This window comes from Microbacterium sp. 16-032 (assembly GCF_041079455.1).
Taxonomy (GTDB): domain Bacteria; phylum Actinomycetota; class Actinomycetes; order Actinomycetales; family Microbacteriaceae; genus Microbacterium; species Microbacterium testaceum_A.
This window is the reverse complement of sequence record NZ_JBFYGQ010000005.1, coordinates 365,490-387,375: the sequence shown is the minus strand read 5'-3', so window position 1 is coordinate 387,375 and position 21,886 is coordinate 365,490. Positions and strand designations below refer to the sequence as shown.

The window sequence follows — 21,886 nt, the reverse complement described above, 5'->3', positions numbered from 1 at the left end:
ACCGATGAGCGACGACGACGCCCGCCTGGACGAGGTCGCCGCCGAACTTCTCGCTCTTCCGCCCGCGAGGTTCACTGCCGCCCGCAATGACCGCGCCGCCGAGGGCGGGGTGCTGGGGCGGAGGATCGCCAAGCTGCGCAAGCCCACGGTCGCCGCATGGGCGGTCAACCTGCTCGTACGCGACGGTCAGCTCGGCGAGGCCGTGGAGCTGTCCCGCGCTCTGCACGAAGCGCAGGACGACCTGGATGCCGCGGAGCTCGGGCGACTGGGGCGGCAGCGTCGACAGTTGGTCGCCGCCCTCGCCCGCCGCGCGGGTGAGCTCGCCGCCGAGGCCGGGACACCCCTGAGCGCGGCGATGTCGGACGCCGTCGAGAAGACCGTGAACGCCGCGGTGGTCGACGAAACGGTCGCGGCGGCCGTGCTGACGGGGCGCTTGACCTCGGCGATCGACCTCGCCGAGATGGGCGACGGAACGCTCGCGGAGGCGGTGGCCGGCTCCGTTCCCGCGGCCATCCCGCAGGCTGCCGCCCCGCGCGACGACCTCGCCGCGCGTCGCGCGCGGAAGGCCGCGGAACGAGCCGTCCGTGAGGCGGAGCGGGCCAGAGCCGACGCCGAGCGCGAGAGCACCGCCGCCGGGCGGCGTGTGGATACGGCGGCGGAACGGGCCGCCCGCGCTCGAGAGCGCGTGGACGGCCTGCGAGCCGATCTCGCGCGCGCCGAGAAAGAGGCGGACGCGGCCGACGAGGTGCTGATGCAGCGCCAGGATGAGCAGACTCGGGCTCGCGAGTCCGTGCGTGTGGCGTCGGAAGCCGTCGAGCGCGCCGAAGCCGCTCGTGACGAAGGAACGGATCGATGAGCGACTCACCCCTCTCCGCGGTGCTCGACGAGGCGCGCGCGCGTTTGTCCGGGGCGCCGCGAGAACGTCTCGGCGAGCTGCAGGAGGGGCGCCGGCTGCTCGGCATCCCTCGTTCGGCCCGTATCGCGCCGCGCGGCACGGCCTGGCATCTCGGTGTCCTGCTGCTGACCGACGACGCTCTGCTGGCGACCGGCGACATCGTGCGCTCGCGTGCGGAAGTGCGTCGCGGATTCGCCGCCGAATCGCAACGCCGTCGCGCCGAACTCGCCGCCGCGGCCGCACGGGGCGGAGTCCCCGAGGGCGAGACGATCCACATCGAGTGGCGCACCATCGATCCGGACGCGGTGGGGGAGTCGTCCACCCCCGTGGCGATCCGCGGAGGCGAGCTCCTCGTGCGGTGGAGCGCCGCCGGAGTGTTCATGCCCCTCGACCGGTATCTCGCGGAACGCATCGAGCTGCTGCGGCATCCGCCCGAACGGGCATAGAGACCCGCGCGCATAGTCGGGGGTGGGGTGGGTGTCAACTGCCGTGACCACGGAGGTTCGCGGAAACGACGCTGGTCTATCGTGAGCGACGTGCAGCAGGTATGGCCAGGATCCAGTTATCCCCTCGGGGCCACTTACGACGGTAACGGGACGAACTTCGCCCTGTTCAGTGAAGGAGCGGAGAAGGTAGAGCTCTGCCTCTTCGAGGAAGACGGAACGGAGACGTGCTTCGAGCTGATCGACGTCGACGCGTTCGTCTGGCACGCCTACCTCCCCAACATCCAGCCGGGGCAGCGCTACGGGTACCGCGTGCACGGGGAGTACGACCCCGCGAACGGCAAGCGCTTCAACCCCGCGAAGCTGCTCCTCGACCCGTACGCGAAGGCCGTCGAGGGCCAGGTCGACTGGGGGCAGGCGGTCTTCAGCTACGAGTTCGGCGACCCCGACTCGTTCAACGACGAGGACTCCGCCGCCCACATGATGAAGGGCGTCGTCATCAACCCGTTCTTCGACTGGTCGGGCGACCGCCAGCCGAAGATCCCCTACGCCGAGTCGTTCATCTACGAGGCCCACGTGCGCGGCCTCACCCAACTGCACCCCGACGTGCCCGAGGAGCTGCGCGGCACCTACGCCGGCATCGCCCACCCCGCCGTCATCGAGCACCTCAAGAAGCTCGGCGTCACCGCGATCGAGCTCATGCCGGTGCACCAGTTCGTCAACGACTCCACCCTCGAAGAAAAGGGGCTGTCGAACTACTGGGGCTACAACACCATCGCGTTCCTCGCCCCGCAGAACACCTACTCCTCGACCGGCGACCACGGTCAGCAGGTGCAGGAGTTCAAGGCCATGGTCAAGGCTCTGCACGCCGCCGGCATCGAGGTCATCCTCGACGTGGTCTACAACCACACCGCCGAGGGCAACCACATGGGCCCGACCCTGTCGATGCGCGGCATCGACAACGAGGCCTACTACCGCCTCGAGGACGACGACAAGCGGTACTACACCGACTACACCGGCACTGGCAACAGCATGAACGTGGGCAACCCCCACACGCTGCAGCTGATCATGGACTCGCTGCGCTACTGGGTGCTCGAGATGCACGTCGACGGCTTCCGCTTCGACCTCGCCTCGACCCTCGCGCGTGAGTTCTATGAGGTCGACCGCCTCGCGGCCTTCTTCGAGCTCGTGCAGCAGGACCCGATCGTCTCGCAGGTCAAGCTCATCGCCGAGCCGTGGGACGTGGGCCCCGGCGGCTACCAGGTCGGCAACTTCCCGCCCCAGTGGACCGAGTGGAACGGCAAGTACCGCGACACCGTCCGTGACTTCTGGCGCGGCGAGCCGCAGGCCCTGGGCGAGTTCGCCTCGCGCCTCACCGGCTCCGCCGACCTGTACGAGCACTCCGGTCGCTTCCCCGTGGCATCCATCAACTTCGTCACCGCCCACGACGGCTTCACGCTGCGCGACCTCGTGTCGTACAACGAGAAGCACAACGAGGCCAACGGCGAAGACAACAACGACGGCGAATCGCACAACCGCTCGAGCAACATGGGCGTCGAAGGTCCCACCGACGACCCCGAGGTGCTCAAGCGCCGTGCGCAGCAGCAGCGCAACTTCATCGCGACGCTGCTACTGAGCCAGGGTGTGCCGATGCTGCTGCACGGCGACGAGCTCGGTCGCACGCAGGGCGGCAACAACAACGGCTACGCGCAGGACAACGAGATCACCTGGGTGGACTGGTCGAACATCGACACCCCGCTGATCGAGTTCACCGCCGCGCTCGCGCGACTGCGCAAGCAGCACCCCACCTTCCGCCGCAGCCGGTTCTTCGACGGTCGCCCCGTGAAGATGGAGGAGGGTGCGCCCATCCCCGACGTGGTGTGGCTGCGTCCCGACGGCTCGCTCATGCAGCCCGAGGACTGGGACAACGGCTTCGGCCTGGCGGTGGGGATCTTCCTCAACGGCCAGGGCATCCGTGAGCGCGACCGCCGCGGCGAGTCCATCAGCGACGATCACTTCCTCGTGCTGTTCAACGCGGGCGACGACACGGTCGACTTCCGGCTACCCGACTTCGAGTACGCCCCCAAGTGGGACGCCTACGTCGACACCGCGGGCGAGCGCGCGAACACCGAGCCGCTCAACCCCGGCGAGACGTTGCCGCTCGAGCCGAAGTCGCTGATCGTCCTGCGCGAGCACCACCTGCCCGAGCCCGAGGTCGACCACTCGGTCGCGGCGTCGCTCACGGCGCAGATCCAGATCATCGGCACCGACGACCTGCCCGGCCAGGCGCCCAAGCCGGAGCTGTGACCGAGATGCGGCATCCGCTTTCGACCTACCGCCTGCAGATCCGCGAATCGTTCACCCTCGACGACGCCGCCGAGGTCACGGACTACCTCCGTGACCTCGGGGTCTCGTGGGCGTACCTCTCGCCGATCCTCGAGGCCACCCCGGGCTCCGACCACGGCTACGACGTCGTCGACGTCACGCGCGTCGACCCCGCCCGCGGCGGTGCCGAGGGTCTCTCGCGCTTCGTCGAGGCGGCGCGCGCGAAGGATCTGGGCATCCTGATCGACATCGTGCCCAACCACATGGGCGTCTCCGAGCCGCGCGCGAACGCGTGGTGGTGGGACGTCCTGCGCCAGGGGCGCGACTCGGCGCACGCCGACGCGTTCGACATCGACTGGGAGTTCGGCGGCGGCAAGGTGCGCGTCCCCGTGCTCGGCGATCACCTCGACGCGGTGATCGATGAGATCTCGTACGACCCGACGCCGGCCGACGACGCCCCCGACGGGCTGATCCGCTACTACGACCACGAGTTTCCGGTCGCCCCGGGAACGGGGTCGTCGGACCTCGGCATCCGGGAACTTCTCGACGCGCAGAACTTCGAGCTGCGCTTCTGGCAGGACGAAGCGGCCGACCTCAACTACCGCCGCTTCTTCGCCGTGACGACGCTCGCGGGCGTGCGCGTCGAGCGGCCCGAGGTGTTCGAGGCGACCCACGCTGAGATCCTGCGCTGGGTGCGCGAGGGTCTGGCCGACGGCCTGCGCGTGGATCACCCCGACGGGCTCGTCGACCCCGGCGGGTACCTCGACCGCCTCTCGGCCGCCCTGAGGGACGCGAGTGACGACGAGGTCGGCTACGTGCTCGGCGAGAAGATCCTCGAGCACGGCGAAGCCCTGCCCTCGTGGTGGAAGACCGCCGGCACGACCGGGTACGACGCGCTCGCCGAGATCGACCGCGTGCTCACCGATCCCGCGGGCGAGGTGCCGCTCGACGCCCTGGATGCGCGACTGCGCACCGAGAGCGACCTGCCTGCCCTGACCGGCTGGCACGACCTCATCCACGACACCAAGCGCAAGATCGCCGACTCCATCCAGGTGTCGGAGATCCGCCGCATCGTGCGCGGCCTCCCCGCCGAGCTGCGTGAGGAGTTCGAGGCCGAGGTGCTGCAGGACGCCCTCGCCGAGATCCTCGCGTGCTTCCCCGTCTACCGGTCCTACCTCCCCGCGGGTCGCGCGCACCTCGACGCCGCCGCGGGCGAGGCGGAGATCCGCCGCCCCGAGCTCGACGACGTGATCGAGAAGCTCGTGCCGGCGCTCTCCGACACCGACCTCGAGATCGCGTGGCGATTCCAGCAGACGACCGGGCCCGTGATGGCGAAGGGCGTCGAAGACACGGCGTTCTACCGCTACACGCGCCTCGGGTCGCTCACCGAGGTGGGCGGCGATCCGGGTCAGTTCGCGCTCGACGTGCACGGCTTTCACACCGCGCAGGCGCTGCGCCACGCGTCGTGGCCGACAGCGATGACGACCCTCTCGACGCACGACACCAAGCGCGGCGAGGACACGCGTGCGCGCATCGCCGTGCTCGCCGAGATCCCCGAGAAGTGGGCCGCGCGGCTCGAGGAGTTCCGCGGCATCGCCTCGACCGGGCACGGTCCCTTCGACGCCCTGCTGTGGCAGGCCATCGTGGGGGCGTGGCCGGCATCGGCATCCACCCCCGAAGGTCTCACGGACTACCGCGAACGCCTGCACGCCTACGCCGAGAAGGCCGCGCGCGAGGCGAGCGAGGTCACCGGTTGGTGGGAGCAGGACGAGGCCTTCGAAGAGCGCATGCACGCGCTGGTCGATGCGGCCACCGGTCCCGCCGCCGAGCGCGTGCGCGCGTTCGTCGACGAGATCTCGGCCGACGGCTGGTCGAACGGCCTCTCGGCCAAGCTGCTGCAGATCCTGGGCCCGGGCGTCCCCGACGTCTACCAGGGCTCGGAGCTGTGGGAGCAGTCGCTGGTCGACCCCGACAACCGTCGCCCGGTCGACTTCGCCGAGCGTCGACGTCTGCTCGCCTCGATCGACGGGACGGATGCCGTGCGCCCGCCCATCGACGGGACCGGGGCCGCGAAGCTGCTCGTGACCTCTCGCGCGCTCCGGGTGCGGAACGACGTGCCGCTCGACGTCTACCGTCCGCTCGAGGCCGCCGGCGTGGCATCCGATCACGTCGTCGCGTTCGATCGCGGTGGGGTGTTCGCGGTCGCGACGCGTCTGCCCCACGGCCTGCGCACCGCGGGCGGCTGGCGCGACACGGTGCTGCTGCTGCCCGACACGCTGGTCATCGACGTGCTCACGGGCAAGCAGTACCAGGGCGGTCCGACCCGCCTCGCCGACCTGCTCGCGACCTACCCGGTCGCTCTGTTGATCTCCTGACCCGTTCCCCGCGCGTGAGGGGTCACTTCTTGTCGCCTCGCGCTCGCCTCAGCGACAATTTTTGACTCCTCACGCGAAGGAAGAACCCACATGAGCATCGACGTCTGGGCACCCAAGGCCGACCGAGTGCGACTGCGCCGACTCGACGACAGCGGCGACACCGTCGTCGAAGACGTGGAGATGTCGGCGGATGCCGGCGGGTGGTGGACCGCTCCGGTCGATCTCGCCGACGGGGAGCGCTACGGCTTCGTGCTCGGCGACGGAGACGACTTTCGTCCCGACCCGCGCTCGCGGCGCCAGCCCGGCGGCGTGCACGAGGCATCGGCGTGGTTCGACCCCTCGGTCTACGCGTGGAACGACGCCGCCTGGACGGGCAAGCAGCTCGCGGGCGGACTGATCTACGAGCTGCACCTCGGCACCTTCACCCCCGAAGGGACCCTGGATGCCGCGATCGGCCGCCTCGGCCACCTCGTCGACCTGGGCGTGACCCACGTCGAGCTGCTCCCGGTGAACGGCTTCAACGGCACGTGGAACTGGGGCTACGACGGGGTGCTCTGGTACACCGTGCACGAGGCCTACGGCGGGCCCGAGGCCTACCAGCGCTTCGTCGACGCCGCCCACGCCGCGGGCCTCGCCGTCATCCAGGACGTCGTCTACAACCACCTCGGGCCCTCGGGCAACTACCTCCCCCTCTTCGGCGAGTACCTCCGGGAGGGCAGCCGCAACACGTGGGGCGATTCGGTCAACCTCGACGAGGACGCCGTGCGCGCCTACATCGTCGAGAACGCGCTGATGTGGATGAGCGACTACCACGTCGACGGCCTGCGCCTGGATGCCGTGCACGCGCTGCTCGACCACCGCGACCCGCACGTGCTGCAGGAGATCGCCGAGCGCACCGACGCCCTGTCGGCGCACCGCGGCATCCCGCTCACGACCATCGCCGAGAGCGACATGAATGACCCGAAGCTGATCCTGCCGCGCGAGGCCGGCGGCTACGGGCTCACCGCGCAGTGGTCGGACGACTGGCACCACACCGCCCACGTCGCCCTGACCGGAGAGACGATCGGGTACTACGAGGACTTCGCCGACCTCGACGCGTTCCGCAAGGTCAGCGAGGGCGGCTTCTTCCACGACGGCACGTACTCGTCGTTCCGCGAGGAGAAGCACGGCAAACCGATCCCGGAGGACGTGCCGAACTGGCGTCTGGTGACCTTCGCGCAGGACCACGACCAGATCGGCAACCGCGCCGCCGGTGACCGCCTGGCGCAGACGCTCGACTACGACCGCCTCGCCGCGGCCGCCGTGCTCACGCTCACCGCTCCCGGCACGCCGATGCTCTTCATGGGCGAGGAGTGGGGCGCCACCACGCCCTGGCAGTTCTTCACCTCGCACCCCGAGCCCGAGCTCGGCAAGGCCACCGCCGAGGGGCGCATCGCCGAGTTCGAGAAGATGGGCTGGGACGAGTCGACCGTGCCCGACCCGCAGGACCCCTCGACCTTCGAGAACTCGAAGCTCGACTGGGACGAGGTCGGAGAGGGCGACCACGCGCAGCTGCTCGGCCTGTACCGCGAGCTCGCGAAGATCCGCCGCGAGCGCCCCGAGCTCACCGACCCCTCGCGCGAGGGTCTGTCGGCGGCAGCCCGTGAGGCCGACGGTGGGCGCGTGTACGAGCTGCGTCGAGGCGACCTCGTCGTCATGGTGAACCTGTCGGATGCCGAGGCCTCGGCCTCCGCGGCATCCGGTGTTCGTGTGCTGCTGGCCACCGCCGAGGGTGTCGTGCTCGACGGGACCACGCTGACCGTGCCCGCCGGCGCGAGTGCGATCGTGGCGCCGGCTCTCTGACCCCCGATCGACGGCCCTGTCCCCTCGAGGGGCGGGGCCGTCGGCGTGCGCGGGTCAGTCGCTGAGCGAGATGCGGCCCATCGCGGCCTGGATCGCCACCGCCGCGGCTCCTCGCGCCCAGGCGGAGAATCCCGAGCGGTCCACGTGGATCGAGACGGCGGATGCCGAGCGCTCGCGGCCGCGCGCGAGAGACGCCTCGACCCGGTCGCGCACCAGATCGAACGCCTCGACGCCCTCGCCCGCGAGGACGATGTCGGACTGCAGCGACAGGTTCGCGGCGAGGGCGCAGAGGGTTCCGAGGGCGTCGCCCGCGGCATCCATGACGGTGCGTGCGGCGGGGTCGTCGGCGCGGGCGAGCGAGAGGGCGTCGTCGTACGAGACGGAACGGCGGAGTGCCTGCGACACCTGCGAACTGATCGCGGTGGTCGTCAGCAGGGCGGCGGCGCAGCCACGGTGCCCCTCGGGGCAGGGGGGTCCGTCCGCGACGAGCGGGAGGTGGCCGACGGTGCCGACCCCGGCATCGGGCGTGCGCACGGTGCGCCCGTCGATGACGAGGCCGAAGCCCACGCCCGCGCCGACGGTTACGATCGCGAAGCCCGGCAGGGCGCGGCCTACCCCGAACCAGCGCTCGGCCTCGGCGAGGGCGACCACGTCGTTCTCGAGCGCGACCGGCACGTCGAGGCGCGCCGCGAGCGCGTCGGCGAAGGCGACGTCGCGCCAGCCGAGGAAGGGGGCGTCGACGGCGACCCCGTCGCGCACGGCACCGCCCAGGCTCACGCCGACCCCGCGGACATCGCGTAGCCCCAGGGCGCCGACCACGGCGACGATCTCGTCGATCACGTGCTCGGGCGTCGAGCCCGTCAGGCTACGGTCCGCGCGCTCGCACACCTCGGCACGGATGTCGGTGGCGGCGAGGTAGAGGTGGTCGCCGGTGAGCTTGACGCCGACGAACGTGCCCGCGGTGGGCGAGATGTCGAGGGGTCGCGAGGGGCGACCGACCGAGCCGTCCACCTCGTCGTCGAGTTCGATCAGGATGCCGGCGTCCACCAGGGGGCGGGTCAAGCGGGTGAGGCTCGGCGGCGACAGGTGCAGGCGCGCGGCGAGGGCGCGGCGCGAGAGGGGGCCGTGGGTCAGCACGGCACGGGCGACGGCGGCCTCGCTCTCGGTGAGCATCGCGCCCCTCCCGCTCTCCCGCGGCAGGCGGGCATTTGTTCCGTGGTAGAAATAATGCCATGTCGCACACCGTCGTCGCACTCGAGACCGCTTCGGCGGCGCACCTCCGCGCCGGAGGCACCAGCGTCGTCGTCGACCTCACCGCGCAGCCCGCGCCCGCCATCATCCACTGGGGGCCCGATCTCGGCGCCCTCGATGACGAGACGCTTTCGTCGATGGCCGTTGCGGCGCGTCCGCAACGCGTCTCGGGGGGCATCGACCAGACGCCCCGCCTCACGATCGTGCCGACGGCCGCGGCCGGCTGGCCCGGCGCTCCCGGATACGAGGGAGGGTGCGGCGGCGTCGTGCAGGGAACGGTCTTCTCTCTGGCATCCGTCGACTCCACCCCCGACGCCGTGACGCTGCACCTCGTCGACGAGCAGCGCGCTCTGCGTCTGCGCGCGGAGCTGCGAGTGGATGCCGCGGGCCTGTTCTCGCAGAAGCTCACCGTGGTCAACGACGGGGCCGACGACCTCGTCGTCTCGACGCTGCAGCCGAGCTTCCCGCTGCCCTGGGAGGCCACCGAGATCCTCGACGCCACCGGCCGCCACCTGCGCGAGCGCTCGTCGCAGCGCCACGCCTTCACCTTCGGCACGCACCTGCGCGAGAGCCGTCGCGGTCGCCCCGGTGCCGACGCGACCCTGCTGCTGGCCGCCGGGCGTCCCGGCTTCGGGTTCGAGGCGGGTCTGGTGCACGGCATCCACGTCGCGTGGAGCGGCAACCAGCGCGTGTTCGCCGAGCGGCTGCCGCTGGGTGAGGCGCTGCTCGCGGGCGGCGAGATGGCCGCGTGGGGCGAGATCGTGCTCGCACCGGGCGCGGAGCTCTCGTCGCCGCTCGTCTACGGGTCGTGGGGCGAGGGTCTCGACCAGCTGGCCGCGCGCTTCCACGACACCTGGCGCGCCCGGCCGCAGCACCCCGAGCGCCCGCGCCCGATCACGCTCAACACGTGGGAGGCGGTGTACTTCGACCACCGCCTGCCGAAACTGCGGCAGCTCGCCGACGTCGCCGCCGAGATCGGCGTGGAGCGGTTCGTGCTCGACGACGGGTGGTTCCGCGGCCGTCGCGACGACACCGCGGGCCTCGGCGACTGGTTCGTCGACGAGGGCGTGTGGCCCGAAGGGCTGAGCCCGCTCGCCGACCACGTCACGGGCCTGGGCATGGAGTTCGGGCTGTGGTTCGAGCCCGAGATGCTCAACCCCGACAGTGACGTCGCCCGCGCGCACCCCGAGTGGATCCTGCGCGGACGCGACGAGCTCCCGCCGTCGGCACGCCAGCAGCAGGTGCTGAACCTCGCCCACCCCGGCGCCTACGCGTACATCCTCGAGCGAATGACCGAGGTGCTGCGGGCCTACCCGATCGCGTACGTGAAGTGGGACCACAATCGGGATCTCGTGGATGCCGCGACCGGCCCCGGCGGCGGCTCGGCCGTGCACGCCCACACGCTCGCCGTGTACCGGCTCATCGATGAGCTCAAGGCGACCTTCCCGGGTCTCGAGATCGAGAGTTGCGCCTCAGGTGGGGCGCGAGTCGACCTCGGCATCCTGGACCGCACCGACCGCATCTGGACGAGCGACTGCCTCGATCCGGTCGAGCGGCTCGAGACGCAGCGGTACACCGCCCTGGTCGTGCCGCCCGAGATGATGGGCATGCACCTGACCACCCCGCACGTGCACTCGACGAGCCGCACGGTCTCGCTCGCGTTCAGCGGAGCCGTCGCGCTGTTCGGGCACTTCGGCATCGAGTGGGACCTCACCACCCTCGACGAGCGCGACCGCGCCGTCGTGGGGGAGTGGGTCGCCCTCGCGCGGCGGGTTCGTCCGCTCGTGGCGACGGGGCGTCTCGTGAACGTCGACGTCGCCGACCCCGGGCTCGACGTGCGCGGCGTGGTCGCGGCCGATCGCGATCACGCCTTCTTCACGATCGCGCAGACGCAGACCCTCATCGCCTCGCCCGCGGGGCGCGTGCGCCTGCCGGGTCTCGACCCCGACCGCGCGTACCGGGTGCGGCTCGTGACGCCGGGCGGTCTGGTGCAGGAGCCCGCTCAGTCGCCCCTGCCGTGGGCCCACCACGACACCGTGCTCACCGGGCGCCAGCTCGCGGCATCCGGAATCCGCCCGCCCGTGCAGAACCCCCAGCAGGCGGTGGTGGTCGAGCTGACGGCCGGCTGAGCCCCGTCAGGCGGAGATGGCGAACAAGCCGCCGATGCCCACGGCATAGAGCACGAGGACGACGAACGAGTCGACGCCCATCCCGAGCAGGCGTCGCTGCGGGCGGAAGATCAGGCCGACCACGTACACGAGGGTCAGCAGAGCGGCGAGAGCCGTCAGGTAGATGTCGGCTCCGTTGGCCTGAGGGAGCACCGCCGCGCCCGAGATGACGGTCGCGAGCAGGAAGAGTACCGGCAAGAAGGCATTGCCGCCGAAGATGTCGCTGATCGCGAGGTTGTCGTCGCCCTGACGGATAGCCTGCAGGCCCGTGGAGATCTCGGGAAGAGAGGTCGCGAGAGCGAGCACGGTCGCACCGAAGAGCACCCCCGACAGCCCGATCTGCGACGACGCCGCATCTCCCGCGCGCTCGAGCACCACGCCCGCGACGAGGGTGGCGAGGGCGGAAATCGAGAAGACGAGGGCCGCCTTCTTCGTGCTCATCGCCTTCGCCGGATCCTTCTTCTGCGGCTTCGGTGCGGCATCTGGTGCTCGCCCGTCCTCGTGCCAGGGCAGGTGCTTCCCGGCCCGCTGAACGAGGACCAACCCCACGATCCACAGGGCGGCGATCAGCACGACGTCGGGGGTGAGCCGCAGCACTTCGAGCCCGCTCGGAAGCTGGCTCCCCGCGATGACGACGGCGAGGACCGCGACGACGACGAGACCCTCCAAGACGAGGGTGAGGGATGCCGCGCGGTAGGTCAGCGGCTTCACGCCGCGGCCGCGCTTGCCGAAGGCGTCGAGGATCACGAGCACGACCGTCTGCAGGGCGATCCCGCCCAGGATGTTGCCCACCGCGACCTCGAGGTTGCCCGACACGGCCGCTGACACCGTGATCGCGATCTCGGGCAGGTTGGTCGCCACGGCGAGAACGATCAGGCCTCCGAGCGCGCTGCCCAGGTGCAACCGGGCATCCAGCACGTCGGTCGCCTTCGACAGCTGGATCCCGGCGACCCACACCACCGCCGCCGCGGCGACGAAGATCACGACGAGCAGGAAGAACGGCAACGAGTCCACCGCCCGATTACACTCCCCGCGCCCCTGGCATCCGATCCGCTTGCGCACGAGGCGTCGGAGGCGTACGCCCAGCGGGGTTGACCTCCCCGGCGGGGGGTGGAAGCGTGGGCCGTCACCTCCCGAAGGAGCGGAACATGGATGCCGGACTCGTCGCAGCTCTGTCGACAAGTGGTCTCGTGGTGATCGCCGTGACCGTGGTGATCCTCGCCGCGGTCAACCGATCGGGGGGAGCGCGAGGCGCGTCACGCCATCGTCCCGACAGTGAGCTCGGCCGAGCCCGTGAGGAAATCCAGCGTCAGATCGACCTCGGTCGAGGCTTCTGAGGGCTGCGACCGCGCGCAGAACCGTCGACGGCGAGGCCGCCGGGCGGATCCGGCTCAGTCGACGCTCGGCCGGATCAGACGCAGCACGCTGACGATCGCCGGCGGCAGCAGCACGACCGCGGCCACGACGATCGCGGTCGCACCGATCGGGCCGCTCTGCGGTTCCCCTGTGAAGCGCTCCACGGCGAGCCAGCTCAAACCCCACGCGAGGGCGATCGCGGGTGTCACGCGCCACGAGCTGCGCCACGCGATCGCCAGGCCGATGAGGGCCACCACGATCAGGACCGCGATGCCGATGGCATCCGCTGCGCTCTCCCACTCGGGCGGCACGATGGTCGTCAGCCACGCGGCGGTGTTGGCGACGGTCGCCAGGGTGACCCAGCCGAGATGCAGGCCCGTGACGCCGTCGATGAGCACGGAGTCGACGACACCGCCGCGCGGCTCGCGCGTGGCGACGGTGACCCGGAAGGTCCAGCCGAGAGCGGCGAGCAGGAGCACGATCACGACGACGGTGAGGACGAGCGTGCCGAAGCGCGCCGCCACGAGCCACAGTCCGTTCAGCGTCATCGTCAGGGCGATCAGCCAGCCGAGGGCGCGCTGCCGCGGGTTCGTGCGTTGGCCCGGAAGTGCCTGCCAGATCGAGTAGACGATCAGGCCGAGGTAGATGACCGACCAGATCGAGAACGCGGGGCCGGCGGGCGCGAGGTACGAACCGTCGGTGTTGAGCGCGCCGCCCTGCTGGTCCTGCACGGCGGTGTTGCCGAAGGCGCCCGCGCCGATGACGGCCGCGATCAGCATGAACGACACCGCGGAGAGGACGACGATCTGACGAGCGAGGTCCGAGCCCCGCCACTGAGCTGTTGCGTTCATATCTAGAACACTAGAAAAGCTAGGTAAATGTGGCTCTTGGGGTTGACATCAGCCCGGACGCCGCCGCCGCCCCGCGATCCCCCTCGGTCGAGCCCCCACCGGGGGCTCCGCCGCATCAGGCCGCGACGGAACGCGCGGCGAACGAGCGCAGCAAGCGCGTCGGCTGCTCGACCGAGGCGGTACGCACGTGAGCGGACACCTCATCGAACGCGTCGGCATCGAAGTAGCCCGCTTCGCGATAGACGACCATCCGCTCCACGAAGGCGTCGGTGGTCGGCTCGGGATGGAACTGCGTGGCCCACAGCCCGGCCCCCGCACGATACGCCTGCACGGGGCAGGCGTCGTTTTCGGCGAGCAGGACGGCGCTCGGCGGCACGGTCGCCGTGCCCTCTTTGTGCGCGGTCAGCGCCTCGAAGCGAGGTTCCAGGATGCCGAACAGCTCGTCGTCTCGGCCGGCCGCGGTGAGCGCGATGTCGGTGGGACCCGTTCCCTCGGGGTGCAGGAGACTCACACGACCGCCGAGGAGGCGCGTCACGACGCCGATGCCGAAGCAGGTGAACAGTGCGTTCGTGCGGCCCTCGATCGCCACCGCGGCGAGGCGTTCCAGATCGCGCTCGAGACGACGCTGGTCGTCGGTCTTGTCGGGGTCGGTGACGTTGAAAGGGCTGCCCCCGACCACCACCGCCGCGTATCGGTCCAGGTCTTCGGGGAGCGGAGCACGGACGAGATCGTGGTGTACGAGGTCCTCATCGCGCACGCCGAGACCGTCGCGGAACGACGCCCACTCGGCCGCGGCCGCCTCACGCTGCGGGCGGACGCAGACGTAGAGAAGAGAACCGGTCATCCCGGAATTCTACGCGCGCGCTCTCGCGTCGGATCGGGGGGTGACACGCGGCGAAACGTGGGTGCGCGGCCCTCACGGACGCAGGGTCAGCGGGACGATCGCGCCGTGCGACCGCGCACGACGCCCACGAACGTCTCCACATCCGGGGTCGTGCGGTCGCGAAGCCACGCAAGGGCGACGGTGGAGCGCGGGCCATCGCGCAGCACGCGGTATTCGACGTCACGTCGCTGGTGCGCACGAGCGAGCGACATCGGCACGACCACCACCCCCACCCCCGTGGCGACGGTCGCGATCGCCTCGGCGGTGTCGCTCGGGGGCGCGAACGCCGGAGCGATGGCATCCGGAACGGACAGGTGCAAGACGTCGTCCGCTGCCGCGATGACGACCTCGCCACGCAGGTCGGCGATGTCGAGCTCGTCGGCGGCGGTCAGATCGGAGTCGGTCGACATGACGACGACGGGCTCCTCTTCGTACAGGGGGATGACGTGGACATCGTCGGACTCCTCGACGGGGAGGCGGACGAGCGCCGCGTCGACCTCGGCGAGCGCCTCGAGCTGGGCGGAGACGGCGATCTCACGGAGCTCGAGGGAGACGTGCGGCATCCGCTCGCGCCACAGCCCGATCCACTTGCCGGGCGTCGCGCCGGGGATCGCGCCCAGCACGAATTCACGTGGCTCCTCGCGGGGCGGCGGAGCGGGGCGTTCGGCCTTCTGCTTCGGTTTCGGTGAGCGCGACCGTCCCGCCGCCGAAGACTTCGCGCCGACGGTGCGTCGAGGCGCGCCACCTCGTCCGCGGGACCCGCTGCCTTTCGCCATGGCTCCAGGCTAACCGCGGGACTAACGTGGGACGCATGATCGGCATCCTGGCGCTCGTCTTCGCGGGACTCGCAGCCCTGCTCCACGTCTACATCTTCGTGCTCGAGAGCGTCCGGTGGACGCAGCCGAAGACGTGGAAGGTCTTCGGCATCGCCGACCAGCAGGCCGCCGACGTGACCAAGCCCATGGCGTACAACCAGGGTTTCTACAACCTCTTCCTCGCGGTCGGCACGGCGATCGGCATCGTGTTCTGGGTGGTCAACGGCATCGGCGACGTCGCCGGACGCACGCTGCTCATCTTCTCGCTCGGGTCGATGCTCGCCGCAGCGCTCGTTCTCGTCACCTCGGGCAAGAAGTACCTCCGCCCCGCGAGCATCCAGGGGACGCTGCCGCTCATCGGTCTGATCCTGGCGATCTTCGCCTGAGGCGGACGAACCGCCGGCGCAAACGGAAACCCGCACGCTCCGAGGAGTCGTGCGGGTCGTTGCGCCCTTCGGGCAATGGTCAGGCGGCCAGGCGCAGGCCCCGCCGGTCGGTGGCGACCGCCTCACCGTCGTTGATGATCTCGTCGTCACCGATGAGCGAGCCCACCGCGATCCGAGCATTGTGGCCGACCTGTGTGCGGACGCCGATGTGGGCGCCCGCGCCGATCACCGCTCCGGCGCAGATGTGCGCGTGCGGCTCGATGTGGGCCTCCGGGCCGATCACGGCGTCTGACTCGATCCAGGCACCGCGGCCGACACGAACACCCGCGGCGATCTGCACGCCGGGTTCGACGTAAGCGCCGTTCTCGACCAGCGCCGACGGGTGGACCTTCGCGCCGTGCGCGACGAGTCCGCGACCATTGACGTGCTTGCGGTAACGCAGCGTCTCGCCGTGGTCGTTTTCGATGTCGATGTAGTTCTTTCCCACGATCCCCTCCGGTCGGCCATCGGGTTGAGCCGACATGTATCACAACGGGTCGGGAATGGCGTTCATTCCCTCGAATGCTTCTTCGTCGCCGGTACCGTGATCGGTTTCCTCGATGTCGAGGAAAGGGAAGCGTCGGGGTGCGGCGTGGAGTTGTCCCCCTGTTTTCGCATGCTCGACGAAGCGAGCCGGGCGGGTTGACATGCGCCGTCGAATCAGTCGCTCACGCCCGCCCTCGCCCGGTCAGCCTGGCTGGCAGGTCGGGCACCAGTACACGTTCCGTTCGCTCGTCGCCGTGGCGCCGAGTGAGGTGGCCCGAATGGGAGTGCCGCAGCGGCGGCACGGTGCCCCCTCGCGCCCGTACACCCAGAAGCGCCGCCCGGGACGGTTGTCGCCGGTGAAGGTGCGCTCGGGACGGGGAAGATTGGCGCGGATCATGCGCTCGCCGAGGGCGATGGTCGCCTGGGCATCGATCTCGGTGGCCGGGGTGGTCGGCGCGATACCGCGGACGAACAGCAGCTCGTTCGCATAGACGTTGCCGAACCCCGCCACGTTCCGTTGGTCGAGGAGAGCGACGTGGGCGGCCCTCTCGTCGGCGGACACGCGTCGCACGGCCTCGGCTTCGTCCCAGTCGTCGGCGAGCAGATCGGGACCGAGGTGCCCGATCACGGTGTGCTCGTCGGCCGTGCGCAGAACCTCGACCATGGCCAGGTCGAAGCCGACGGCGTCGGCGCCCGTCACACCGACGATCGCCCGAGCCTTGAAAGCGGGGCGTCGCCAGCGCTCTCCCGGCCGATAGACGTCCCACCGGCCCTCCATCTTGAGATGCGAGTGCAGCGTGTACCCGCCGATGCGGTGGAGGAGATGCTTGCCCCGAGCCGCCACCTCGTGCACCGTCTCGCCGCGGAGATCCGCGGTGGCGCTCCCGGGCACGCGGATGTCGAACCGCGTGACCACCTTGCCCGCGAGCGCCGCGGAGAGCTTCGCCGCGGCGCGGTACACGGTGTCGCCCTCAGGCACGAGCCGCCTCGCGCAGGGTGTCGCCCGCGGTGAGCTTCCGCAGGGTCAGCCCCTTCGGGGACTCGACGAATCCCGCCTCCCGCAGCGCCCGGCCGACCGCGGTGCCGTAGACGAACTCGCCGTTCACCTGCTCGACGGTGAGCGTCTCGAGCCGTCTCTTCTTCGCCGTCTCGGCGAGGTGACGTGCTGCCGCCTGCAGCGCGGGCTCCGCGTCGGTGAAGGCGAGGGCGCTGCGCCCCCCACGCTCGAGGTAGAGGGTCAGCTCGCCGTCGACGAGCACGACGAGACCTCCGGCCTTGCGGCCCGGTCGGTGGGTGACCCCTTCGATCGCGGGCCATCCGAGGGCGGCTCCGTACGGGTTGGCGGGGTCGGTGGCGGCGAGCGTCACCGTCCGCAGTGGTGGCGGGTCCGCGACCGCTGCGAACTCGCGCAGGCGATCGACGGTGGCGGAGGCGGCGAACTGCGCGGCGCCGAGCTTCTCGATCACGTATCCGCGTCGGCAGTGGCCCGCCTCTTCGAAGCCGGCGAGGATGCGGTACACCTGCGCGAAGCCGCCGGGAACCCCCTCGGACTGCACGGCCCCGCGCGTCACCACCCCGTAGCGATCGAGGAGGAGGCTCGCGGTCGCCGTGGCTCGGGCCGCCGGGTCGGCTTCGCGTTCGGGCAGCAGCGACCATCGACCGCCGAGGGACGGAGGTCGCGGCGCGGAGGTCGCGCGCGGCATGGTGGCGCCCCGGTACATGCGCGCGCGGGGGGCGCGCCGTGCCACGCGGTGCGACTGACCGCCGCCGCTCAGCAGGGTGCGGACCGGGGCGAAGGTGTCGTTCGTCACACGTCCGGCCCAGGTGAGGGCCCACAGGGCGTCGTTGACGGACTGCTCGTTCTGTGCTCCGGCGAGTTGCGTGAGCTGGGTGGCGAAGTAGGCGCCCCCGCCCTCGAGCGCGGCGAGGATGCGTGCCTCGAGCGAGTCGGGCGCGGGGTCGTCGGCGTCCTCGGGATCCTGCAGGGTGAACGGCGCTGCCTCTGCCGGGTGCAAAGCGATCCACCCGTCGCGACCGGGAAGGGTGCCGTGCCCCGACCAGACCACTTCGCCGGTGGCGGTGAGCTCGTCGAGCAGGGCGGGGGAGTAGTCGGCGACGCGCGAGGGCAGGATGAGCGATTCCCAGGCGCTGGCCGGGATCGGGACTCCCGCGAGCTGCTCGATCACCGCCAGCACCCCGTCGATGCCCTCGAGGGGGCGTCCGAGGTGCTGCCAGACGGGGAGGAAGCGCGCGTACGCGGCCTGGGGAACGGGCTCGACGCTGCCGCGGATGGCCGCGAGGGAGCGCATGCGCAGTCGCCGGAGGACCTCGACGTCGCACCACTCGGTCTCGTCGCCCCGGTTTCCGCCCGAGGCTTCGGGCAGGAAGAAGCCGCTGGACAGGCGCCCCTGCGACTCGAGGCGCTGCAATGTCAGCCGCGCGACCGCCACGCCGACGCCGAGGCGTTCGGCGACGGCATCGGTCGTGAACGGCGCGTGCGTGCGGGCGAAACGCGCGACGAGGTCGCCGAGCGGATCCGGGAACGGTTCGAGGAACGCGTTCGGGATGCCGACCGGAAGCGCCGCGCCGAGAGCGTCGCGGAGTCGCCCGGCGTCTTCGATCCCGGCCGCGCGGGAGACGCCCGCGATCGTCACGCGGATGGCGCGCCGGTCATCGACCAGGCTGGCGAGGTGCTGCTCGGCCTCGGCGAGCGCGTCTCCCTCGGTGTCGAGTCTCGCGGCCACCTCGGTGGCGTCGAGCGGACCGAGGATGCGCAGCAGATCGGCCACGCCTTCGACGCCGCGGGCCCGACGGTCGGGATCGAGGCGCTGGGCCTCGCGCTCGAACTGCGCGATGACGTCGGGGTCGAGCAGCTCGCGCATCTCGACCTTGCCGAGCAGCTCGCTCAGCAGTGCCGGGTCGACCGACAGGGCCGCGGCGCGACGCTCGGCGAGCGGGGAGTCGCCCTCGTACATGAAGGCGCCGACGTAGCCGAAGAGCAGATCTCGGGCGTATGGCGACGGCTGCGAGGTGGTGATCTCGACGAGGCGGATCTTGCGCTCGCCGATCTGTCGGGTCACGCGCAGAAGGGCAGGCAGATCGTAGACGTCCTGCAGGACTTCGCGGAGGGTCTCGAGGATGATCGGGAATGCCGGATGCCGCTTGGCCACCTCGAGCAGCTGAGCGGAGCGTTGCCGTTGCTGCCACAGCGGCGACCGGCGGTTCGGGTTCAAGCGCGGCAGGAGCAGGGCACGGGCCGCGCACTCCCGGAACCGCGAGGCGAACAGCGCGGATCCGCCCACCTCGTCGGTGACGATCTGCTCGAGTTCGTCGGCCTCGAAGACGAACAGGTCGGCCCCGGGCGGCTCGGCCGCGGCGTCCGGAACTCGGGCGATGATGCCGTCGTCGCTCGCCACGGCCGCGCCCTCGACGCCGAGGCGCTCTCGGATGCGGGCGTTCACCGCGAGGGCCCAGGGGGAGTGAACCTGCATGCCGTACGGGGAATGCAGGATGATGCGCCAGTCCCCGACCTCGTCGCGGCTGCGTTCGACGGTCAGAGTCTTGTCGGTGGGGAGGCTGCCGGTGGCCTCGCGCTGCTCGGCCAGGTACGCCAGCAGATTGGTGATGGCGTTGTCGTCGAGGCCCGATTCGCGCAGGCGCTGCTCGGCCTTACCCCGGTCGGCGCCGGCGATGTCGCGCGAGAACTTGCCGAGAGCCTCTCCGAGTTCGGCCGGGCGACCGATGCCGTCCCCGTGCCAGAACGGGAGCTTGCCGGGCTGGCCGAAGGCGGGCAGCACGTTGACGCGGTCGTGGGTGATCTCGACGATGCGCCAGCTCGTGGTGCCGAGGGTGAAGACGTCGTTGACGCGCGACTCGTAGACCATCTCTTCGTCGAGCTCTCCGACGCGGGCGTTCTGCGACTCGCCCGCGACGAACACGCCGAAGAGGCCCCTGTCGGGGATCGTTCCGCCGCTGGTGACCGCGACGCGCTGCGCTCCGGGCCGGCCGGTGAGGGTACCGGCGTCGCGATCCCAGACCAGGCGGGGGCGCAGCTCGGCGAATTCGTCAGAGGGATAGCGACCGGCCAGGAGGTCGAGGGTGGCCTCGTACGCGGAGCGGGGGAGCGAGCGGAACGGCGCGCTGCGCTTGACCGTCTCGAACCACTCCTCGACGTCGATCGCGCCCAGGGCCGAGGCGGCGACCGTCTGCTGCGCGAGGATGTCGAGCGGGTTCTGCGGGACCGAGATGGCCTCGATGCGCCCGGCGAGCATGCGCTCGGTGACCACGGCGGTGTGGAGGACGTCGCTGCGGTGCTTGGGGAAGAGGGCCGCCCGGCTGACCTCGCCGACCTGGTGGCCGGCGCGTCCCACGCGCTGGAGGCCGGATGCCGCGCTGGGCGGCGACTCGACCTGGATGACGAGGTCGACCGAGCCCATGTCGATACCGAGCTCGAGGCTGCTGGTCGCGACGACGCAGCGCAGCACCCCCGACTTGAGCTCGTCTTCGACCTGGGCGCGCTGTTCTTTCGACACCGAGCCGTGGTGAGCCTTGGCGAGGATCGCGGCGACCCCGGCGGACGAGCCCGCCTGCGCCATCATGCCCGCGGGGACGGTGGGCTCGGGCACGTCGATCCCCACCCGCTCGGCGTAGATCTCGTTCAGTCGGCCGGTCAGCCGTTCGGCCAGACGCCGTGAGTTCGCGAACACGATCGTCGAGCGGCGCTGAAGAATGCGGTCGACGATGGCCTCTTCGACGTGCGGCCAGACCGAGCCGGCCATCTCGGTGCTCTCGGGGCGCTCGGAGAACCACTCGCCGTCACCGGCTTCGTCGGGAGCCGGCGACCCCGGGGGCGGCGGCGGGTTGAGCATGTCGTCGATCGGCACCACGACCGAGAGGTCGAAGGCTTTGGTCGCCTTGGGGGCGACGATGTCGACGGGCTGCGCTCCGCCGAGGAAGCGGGCCACCTCGTCGATCGGACGCACGGTCGCCGAGAGTCCGATGCGCTGAGCCGGCGCGTCGAGCAGGGCGTCGAGCCGCTCGAGGCTCACGGCCAGGTGTGCGCCGCGCTTGGTGGCCGCGACCGCGTGCACCTCGTCGATGATCACCGTGTGCACGCCGCGCAGCGTCTCGGCCGCCTGGCTCGTGAGCATGAGGTAGAGCGACTCGGGCGTGGTGATGAGGATGTCGGGAGGCGCGGTCACGAGCTTGCGGCGGTCGCTCGAACTCGTGTCGCCCGAGCGGACGCCCACGGTCACCGAGGGCACCTCGATCCCGAGACGGCGCGCGGACTGCCCGATCCCGACGAGAGGCGAGCGGAGGTTCCGCTCGACGTCGACGCCGAGGGCCTTCAGCGGCGAGATGTACAGGATGCGGGTGGTGGTCGGCGGTGCTTTCGGGGCGGCCTTCTTGCCGCGGCGTGCGGGAGCGGCATCCGGAACCTCGGGGCCCTTCTCGCGGAACACCCGGTCGATCGCGAAGAGGAAGGCCGACAGCGTTTTTCCCGAACCGGTGGGCGCGACCACGAGCGCGTTGCGGCCCGACGACACGGATTCCCACGCGCCCTTCTGAGCGTTGGTCGGCGCCGAGAACGCTCCACGGAACCAGTCCTGCGTCGCAGGACCGAATCTCTCCAACACGTCGGCCATGCCGACATCCTCTCCCGGACCTCCGACATCGGGTCGGGGTTGACGTTCGCCCGCCGCGGCAGCGCCTGTCGACGCTGGTGGCATGGGTGTTTCTTCGCGAGCCTGAGCGGTGGCGAATCCGACCGC

Annotated in this window: 16 protein-coding genes; 8 read left to right on the top strand and 8 right to left on the bottom strand. The window is 70.9% G+C overall.

Going from position 1 to position 21,886, the window contains the following annotated elements:
• Positions 1–4 precede the first annotated feature (4 nt).
• The 5 genes from AB6V31_RS13105 (at position 5) to treZ (ending at position 7,880) form a co-directional block, all read left to right on the top strand.
• The gene (locus AB6V31_RS13105) at positions 5–856 is read left to right on the top strand and encodes a transposase (RefSeq protein WP_369366117.1); all 852 of its coding nucleotides are present in this window, start codon (positions 5–7) and stop codon (positions 854–856) included.
• Positions 853–1,341 (top strand): glutaminase, encoded by a 489-nt coding sequence (locus AB6V31_RS13100; RefSeq protein WP_369366115.1) that lies wholly within the window; start codon positions 853–855, stop codon positions 1,339–1,341. Before AB6V31_RS13105 ends, AB6V31_RS13100 begins: the two co-directional genes overlap by 4 nt.
• Before the next feature lie 90 nt (positions 1,342–1,431).
• Positions 1,432–3,645, top strand: coding sequence for a glycogen debranching protein GlgX (gene glgX / locus AB6V31_RS13095; protein ID WP_369366113.1), 2,214 nt, complete (start codon positions 1,432–1,434; stop codon positions 3,643–3,645).
• A gap of 5 nt (positions 3,646–3,650) precedes the next feature.
• On the top strand, positions 3,651–6,038 hold the full coding sequence (treY, locus tag AB6V31_RS13090; RefSeq protein WP_369366248.1) for a malto-oligosyltrehalose synthase: 2,388 nt from the start codon (positions 3,651–3,653) through the stop codon (positions 6,036–6,038).
• A 90-nt stretch (positions 6,039–6,128) separates the two neighbouring features.
• Positions 6,129–7,880, top strand: a complete 1,752-nt coding sequence (treZ, locus tag AB6V31_RS13085; protein ID WP_369366110.1) for a malto-oligosyltrehalose trehalohydrolase — start codon at positions 6,129–6,131, stop codon at positions 7,878–7,880.
• Positions 7,881–7,934: 54 nt separating this feature from the next.
• On the opposite strand, the gene AB6V31_RS13080 is transcribed toward treZ, so the two are convergent.
• On the bottom strand, positions 7,935–9,053 hold the full coding sequence (locus AB6V31_RS13080) for an ROK family protein (protein ID WP_369366108.1): 1,119 nt from the start codon (positions 9,051–9,053) through the stop codon (positions 7,935–7,937).
• Between the two features lie 59 nt (positions 9,054–9,112).
• Between AB6V31_RS13080 and AB6V31_RS13075 the strand changes: the two genes are divergently transcribed.
• On the top strand, positions 9,113–11,260 hold the full coding sequence (locus AB6V31_RS13075; RefSeq protein ID WP_369366107.1) for an alpha-galactosidase: 2,148 nt from the start codon (positions 9,113–9,115) through the stop codon (positions 11,258–11,260).
• 6 nt (positions 11,261–11,266) lie between these two features.
• Here AB6V31_RS13075 and AB6V31_RS13070 read toward each other — a convergent pair whose 3' ends face one another.
• On the bottom strand, positions 11,267–12,313 hold the full coding sequence (locus AB6V31_RS13070) for a sodium:calcium antiporter (protein ID WP_369366105.1): 1,047 nt from the start codon (positions 12,311–12,313) through the stop codon (positions 11,267–11,269).
• Positions 12,314–12,447: 134 nt separating this feature from the next.
• On the opposite strand from AB6V31_RS13070, the gene AB6V31_RS13065 reads away from it, so the two are divergent.
• Positions 12,448–12,636, top strand: coding sequence for a hypothetical protein (locus tag AB6V31_RS13065; protein ID WP_156371621.1), 189 nt, complete (start codon positions 12,448–12,450; stop codon positions 12,634–12,636).
• A 54-nt stretch (positions 12,637–12,690) separates the two neighbouring features.
• Here the strand turns inward: AB6V31_RS13065 and AB6V31_RS13060 are convergent, their stop codons facing one another.
• The 3 genes from AB6V31_RS13060 to AB6V31_RS13050 form a co-directional block, all read right to left on the bottom strand.
• Positions 12,691–13,506, bottom strand: coding sequence for a tryptophan-rich sensory protein (locus AB6V31_RS13060; protein WP_369366103.1), 816 nt, complete (start codon positions 13,504–13,506; stop codon positions 12,691–12,693).
• A 115-nt stretch (positions 13,507–13,621) separates the two neighbouring features.
• Positions 13,622–14,350, bottom strand: a complete 729-nt coding sequence (locus AB6V31_RS13055) for a GMP synthase (protein WP_369366102.1) — start codon at positions 14,348–14,350, stop codon at positions 13,622–13,624.
• A gap of 86 nt (positions 14,351–14,436) precedes the next feature.
• The gene (locus AB6V31_RS13050) at positions 14,437–15,012 is read right to left on the bottom strand and encodes a LysR substrate-binding domain-containing protein (protein WP_369366101.1); all 576 of its coding nucleotides are present in this window, start codon (positions 15,010–15,012) and stop codon (positions 14,437–14,439) included.
• 188 nt (positions 15,013–15,200) lie between these two features.
• On the opposite strand from AB6V31_RS13050, the gene AB6V31_RS13045 reads away from it, so the two are divergent.
• Positions 15,201–15,590, top strand: a complete 390-nt coding sequence (locus AB6V31_RS13045) for a DUF1304 domain-containing protein (RefSeq protein ID WP_369366099.1) — start codon at positions 15,201–15,203, stop codon at positions 15,588–15,590.
• Positions 15,591–15,669: 79 nt separating this feature from the next.
• Here AB6V31_RS13045 and AB6V31_RS13040 read toward each other — a convergent pair whose 3' ends face one another.
• The 3 genes from AB6V31_RS13040 to AB6V31_RS13030 form a co-directional block, all read right to left on the bottom strand.
• The gene (locus AB6V31_RS13040) at positions 15,670–16,077 is read right to left on the bottom strand and encodes a transferase (RefSeq protein WP_056226142.1); all 408 of its coding nucleotides are present in this window, start codon (positions 16,075–16,077) and stop codon (positions 15,670–15,672) included.
• 240 nt (positions 16,078–16,317) lie between these two features.
• On the bottom strand, positions 16,318–17,094 hold the full coding sequence (locus tag AB6V31_RS13035) for a DNA-formamidopyrimidine glycosylase family protein (RefSeq protein ID WP_369366097.1): 777 nt from the start codon (positions 17,092–17,094) through the stop codon (positions 16,318–16,320).
• Positions 17,087–21,760 (bottom strand): ATP-dependent helicase, encoded by a 4,674-nt coding sequence (locus tag AB6V31_RS13030; protein WP_369366095.1) that lies wholly within the window; start codon positions 21,758–21,760, stop codon positions 17,087–17,089. The genes AB6V31_RS13035 and AB6V31_RS13030 overlap by 8 nt, the downstream gene beginning before the upstream one ends.
• Positions 21,761–21,886 lie beyond the last annotated feature (126 nt).

What these genes read in the sequence shown, in the direction of transcription:
- AB6V31_RS13075 (WP_369366107.1), top strand. Translation starts at nt 9,113, where the DNA reads ATGTCGCACACCGTCGTCGCACTCGAGACCGCTTCGGCGGCGCACCTC.
- treY (WP_369366248.1), top strand. Translation starts at nt 3,651, where the DNA reads ATGCGGCATCCGCTTTCGACCTACCGCCTGCAGATCCGCGAATCGTTC.
- AB6V31_RS13080 (WP_369366108.1), bottom strand. Translation starts at nt 9,053, where the DNA reads ATGCTCACCGAGAGCGAGGCCGCCGTCGCCCGTGCCGTGCTGACCCAC.
- AB6V31_RS13100 (WP_369366115.1), top strand. Translation starts at nt 853, where the DNA reads ATGAGCGACTCACCCCTCTCCGCGGTGCTCGACGAGGCGCGCGCGCGT.
- AB6V31_RS13065 (WP_156371621.1), top strand. Translation starts at nt 12,448, where the DNA reads ATGGATGCCGGACTCGTCGCAGCTCTGTCGACAAGTGGTCTCGTGGTG.
- AB6V31_RS13055 (WP_369366102.1), bottom strand. Translation starts at nt 14,350, where the DNA reads ATGACCGGTTCTCTTCTCTACGTCTGCGTCCGCCCGCAGCGTGAGGCG.
- AB6V31_RS13045 (WP_369366099.1), top strand. Translation starts at nt 15,201, where the DNA reads ATGATCGGCATCCTGGCGCTCGTCTTCGCGGGACTCGCAGCCCTGCTC.
- AB6V31_RS13030 (WP_369366095.1), bottom strand. Translation starts at nt 21,760, where the DNA reads ATGGCCGACGTGTTGGAGAGATTCGGTCCTGCGACGCAGGACTGGTTC.
- treZ (WP_369366110.1), top strand. Translation starts at nt 6,129, where the DNA reads ATGAGCATCGACGTCTGGGCACCCAAGGCCGACCGAGTGCGACTGCGC.
- AB6V31_RS13060 (WP_369366103.1), bottom strand. Translation starts at nt 13,506, where the DNA reads ATGAACGCAACAGCTCAGTGGCGGGGCTCGGACCTCGCTCGTCAGATC.
- AB6V31_RS13105 (WP_369366117.1), top strand. Translation starts at nt 5, where the DNA reads ATGAGCGACGACGACGCCCGCCTGGACGAGGTCGCCGCCGAACTTCTC.